Raw genomic sequence first — 3,728 nt, forward strand, 5'->3', positions numbered from 1 at the left:
GGGTTGCAGCGCTGGCCAACCGGGTGGATCCGGAAGGCGCTTCGCTGGCCCGCTCACCCAGGAAAACCTAATCCTAGGGAAGACCAAAGGGGTGCCCCCAACTGGCCTGAAATCACCCTAGGGATGGCTACTGTCTCCAAGAGGCTTTCTAGGGCTGGGATCCAGAGAGTCTTCCCCGGATCTCTGGAAGGGGCGGTGAGGGCTTGCCTCTCGCTTTTTGCCAGAGAGCTGTGCCTAGCGGTTGGCCTGGGGAATGAGGATTTGCTGCAAGGCTTCTTTTAAGTGGGGATATTGGAAGGTGAAACCCAGCTGCAGCGCGGCCTGAGGGATCACCCTCTGCCCCGTCAGAACCACCTGAGCTGCTTCGCCCAGCAGCAGTTCTAGGGCCAGCTCTGGCACCGGCAGCCACGAGGGGCGGGCCAAAACTTGTCCCAAAGTGCGGCAGAACTCTTCCATCTGCACAGGGTTGGGGGCAGTGGCGTTGAAGACACCGGATCCCTGTTGCAGCAGGAAGCAGACCAGGCTTACCCAGTCGTCGCGGTGGATCCAGGAGACCCACTGCTTGCCAGAGCCAAGGGGGCCGCCGAGGAAAAACTGAAAGGGGGCAAGCATTTGGGCCAGGGCTCCCCCAGCGGGCCCCAGGACAATCCCCGTGCGCAGGATGGCCAGGCGGATCCCCAGCTCCTCCGCCGGGCGAGCAGCCGCTTCCCAAGCTTGACAGACTTCTGCCAAAAAGCCCTGGCCTGGCGGAGCCGCCTCCGTTAGGGGATCCCCTTCGGGTCGGGAGCCGTAGTAACCCACTGCCGAGCTGCTGATCAGCACCTGGGGCTTTGGGTCGAGGGAGGCAAGAGCCTGGACGAGAGCCTGGGTGGTTTCCACGCGGCTGCGGCGGATTTCTCTTTTCTTGGCTTCTGTCCAGCGGGAAGAGGCCAGGGGCTCCCCGGCCAGGTTGACAACGGCCTCGTACCCTTCCAGAGCTGAGGCCCAGGCTTGCGGTTGGTAGGGATCGTACCCCAGCAGCTTAAGGTTGGGGGATGCTCCCAGAACGCGGCGGGCCTGCTCAGGGCGGCGGCTCAAAACCAACACCTGATCCCCCCGCTCCAGCAGGCGGGCCACCAAGCGGCGCCCGATAAAACCACTCCCGCCCGTGATGGCAATGCGCATAGGACTTCCCTTCTCCAACTCCCTGGGATCTGTGCAGAGCATTCCCCCCTTGAACCTCTAGCCTAGCGCGTCTGCAGTCTTGGCCGTGGTCGTCTTGGGGGAATTGCAAAACCAGCCCAGGCCATGCCGAGTTGGCGCTGAAAAGACGGAAAAGAAAAAAGTCTGGGGCCAGCCCCTGACATACCTGGGAAAATCGGCTTCAATAAGCCCTAGCTGCGCTTCCTGGCAGCAGCAGCGGTTCCTTATCCCCTTACCTTCTTCCCTTTACCCGTGGCACCCAAGTCTTCTTCCCGCACTCCGGCTCGCCCCTTGCCTCTACAGGTGGAGCAGGTTGCTGGGCCTGGGCTGCCCCTTTCCAGTCGCTCCCAGGGATCCCTAGTCCGAGCAGGGAGGCAAGGAGCGCTGGTTGCCAGCCAGCCAACGATCCCCGTTCGAGCTTCTCGCTCCAGAAGCTTGTCCTATCTGCGGAAACGGCCGGTGCCAGAGCCGCAAACCTGGGAAGTGGTCTGTCGCATCGGGGTAAACTTCCTCTTTACCGCGGCTGCCCTCGGCGGCCTATATCGTCTCTTGCCAGTACAGTTGGCCCAGCACCACCGCCTGCAGGTTTTGGAGCATCACATCGAAATTCTCTCAACCCGGCTTTCTCGGCTGCAGGAAGAAGTGGATCGCGGCATGGATCCCCTTCAACAACAGGCTCTGATCAAAGAACGTCTCAACCGCGTGCCGCCCGATCAACTCCAGGTGCGCCTGGTGGATCCCAGTAGCCTGGTGGCCGACGAGGAGAAGAATGTTTCCCCTGCCTGGATCGGACAATCTCCCCAGCCGCTTGGGAGACCGTAGCTGACCTAGCTAGTAGGACTGCTTCAAGAGCAAGGCCACCTCTTTGGCAAAGTAGGTGAGGATCATGTCAGCGCCGGCCCGCTTCATAGCCAAGAGCGATTCCATCATCACTTTCTTGCCGTCGATCCAGCCCTTTTGCTCGGCAGCCTTAATCATGGCGTATTCGCCGCTCACGTTGTAGGCGGCCACGGGCAGATCCGTCGCTTCCTTGACCCGATAGATGATGTCCAGGTAGGCCAAGGCCGGCTTCACCATCACCATATCGGCCCCTTCGGCCTCGTCCAGCTCCACCTCCCTGAGGGCCTCGCGGGCGTTGGCGGGATCCATCTGATAGGTTTTCTTGTCCCCCCACTTGGGCGCAGATCCCAGGGCATCGCGGAAGGGGCCGTAGAAGGCAGAGGCATACTTGGCGGAGTAGGCCAGGATGGCCACGTCGGTATAGCCCTGCTCGTCTAGGGCTTCGCGAATGGCGCCGACGCGACCGTCCATCATATCAGAGGGGGCAACAACGTCGGTTCCCGCCTCTGCTTGGGAGAGGGCCTGCTTGACCAACACCTCCACCGTCTCGTCGTTGAGGATCACCCCATCCCGCACAATGCCATCGTGGCCGTCACTGTTGTAAGGATCCAAGGCTACGTCCGTCACCACCAGGATTTCGGGGATCTCCTGCTTGATCCGCCGCACCGCCCGCTGGATCAACCCTTCTGGGTTAAAGGACTCCCGCCCCGTGGGGTCTTTCTTTTCTTCGGGCACCACCGGGAAGAGGGCCACAGCCGGGATCCCCAAGTTGGCCGCCTCCTCCACTTCCTTCAAGAGCAGATCCAGGGTGTAGCGGTAGCAGCCGGGCATCGACTCCACCTCTTGCCGCTGGTTCTCCCCTTCCATAACAAACAGGGGGTAGATGAGATCCTGCACCCGCAGGTGGGTTTCCTGAACCAGTTGGCGAAGGGCCTCGGTGCGCCGCAGCCGGCGGGGACGGTAGATCAGATCTTGGCTCATAGGAGCAGGAGAAAGAGGGCGTCTCTATTTTGCCATGAGGTCGCTAGGGGCTGAGTTATCGTGGATCTCTCCCTGAGGTAGCCGGCGGGCAAGCTCCACGGCGGCGGTAGGATTGACAACGATATCGGCGGAGGTATAGAGCACCAGAACCGGCAGTTCTGGCCAATGGGCTTGGTCAAGGCAGCGCTGCCCACTGCCCGCCAGCTCGGCTGTAAACCTGGCCCGCGTTACACCCCTGTCGCTAAGGGAGCGCGATGTTGCTTTTCGCTTCAAAACATTTCTTAACAATTTTGCCCCTTGCCAGGGATCCTTATCTGGCCGAGCTTTGCGGCCCTTTTCCGGCAAGTGTCCGAGGCGTTTTCGGGACAAATCGCGGCCAAGGGCGGGAATAACGAGCTGCTGGGGGGTATGATCTTGTGAAGAACTTTTGCTGAGCCTCAGGTTTGACGGGATCCCGTCTCTGTGGCAGTCTGTCTTTGCTCTACCATTGCCTTGTTACTTGTTCGCTTCATCCACTTGGAAACGGGTTGCTGAAACTATGCTGTTACTGAAAATCTCTGTTTACGCGGTGGTAATCTTTTTTGTGGGACTGTTTGTCTTTGGTTTCTTGAGCAACGACCCTGCCCGCAACCCCAACCGTCGGGACATGGAATGAGGGATCCCGCGCTTGGGCGTTCCTGGTGAGCATGGCTAACGCCTTAAGGGGGTGCTTGATGCACCCTCTG

General features: G+C 60.4%; 5 protein-coding genes. 2 read left to right on the top strand and 3 right to left on the bottom strand.

Annotation, left to right across the window (positions count from 1 at the left end):
- Positions 1 to 234 precede the first annotated feature (234 nt).
- The gene (locus tag NW841_RS06045) at positions 235 to 1,164 is read right to left on the bottom strand and encodes a TIGR01777 family oxidoreductase (RefSeq protein ID WP_414385811.1); all 930 of its coding nucleotides are present in this window, start codon (positions 1,162 to 1,164) and stop codon (positions 235 to 237) included.
- Between the two features lie 453 nt (positions 1,165 to 1,617).
- Here NW841_RS06045 and NW841_RS06050 point away from each other — a divergent pair, with 453 nt between their 5' ends.
- Positions 1,618 to 2,004 (top strand): hypothetical protein, encoded by a 387-nt coding sequence (locus tag NW841_RS06050; protein ID WP_414385813.1) that lies wholly within the window; start codon positions 1,618 to 1,620, stop codon positions 2,002 to 2,004.
- 9 nt (positions 2,005 to 2,013) lie between these two features.
- Here the strand turns inward: NW841_RS06050 and hemB are convergent, their stop codons facing one another.
- A complete protein-coding gene (hemB, locus tag NW841_RS06055) occupies positions 2,014 to 3,003 on the bottom strand; it encodes a porphobilinogen synthase (RefSeq protein WP_414371267.1) in 990 nt (329 codons plus the stop codon).
- Between the two features lie 24 nt (positions 3,004 to 3,027).
- Positions 3,028 to 3,276, bottom strand: coding sequence for a serine aminopeptidase domain-containing protein (locus NW841_RS06060; protein WP_414385815.1), 249 nt, complete (start codon positions 3,274 to 3,276; stop codon positions 3,028 to 3,030).
- Positions 3,277 to 3,541: 265 nt separating this feature from the next.
- Between NW841_RS06060 and NW841_RS06065 the strand changes: the two genes are divergently transcribed.
- On the top strand, positions 3,542 to 3,658 hold the full coding sequence (locus tag NW841_RS06065) for a photosystem II reaction center protein I (RefSeq protein ID WP_011431538.1): 117 nt from the start codon (positions 3,542 to 3,544) through the stop codon (positions 3,656 to 3,658).
- The last annotated feature ends 70 nt before the right edge of the window (positions 3,659 to 3,728 follow it).

The organism is Synechococcus sp. H60.3, from assembly GCF_047462295.1.
Taxonomy (GTDB): domain Bacteria; phylum Cyanobacteriota; class Cyanobacteriia; order Thermostichales; family Thermostichaceae; genus Thermostichus.

Excerpts from the sequence above, each read along its gene's own strand:
- NW841_RS06045 (WP_414385811.1), bottom strand. The coding sequence starts at position 1,164 with ATGCGCATTGCCATCACGGGCGGGAGTGGTTTTATCGGGCGCCGCTTG.
- hemB (WP_414371267.1), bottom strand. The coding sequence starts at position 3,003 with ATGAGCCAAGATCTGATCTACCGTCCCCGCCGGCTGCGGCGCACCGAG.
- NW841_RS06065 (WP_011431538.1), top strand. The coding sequence starts at position 3,542 with ATGCTGTTACTGAAAATCTCTGTTTACGCGGTGGTAATCTTTTTTGTG.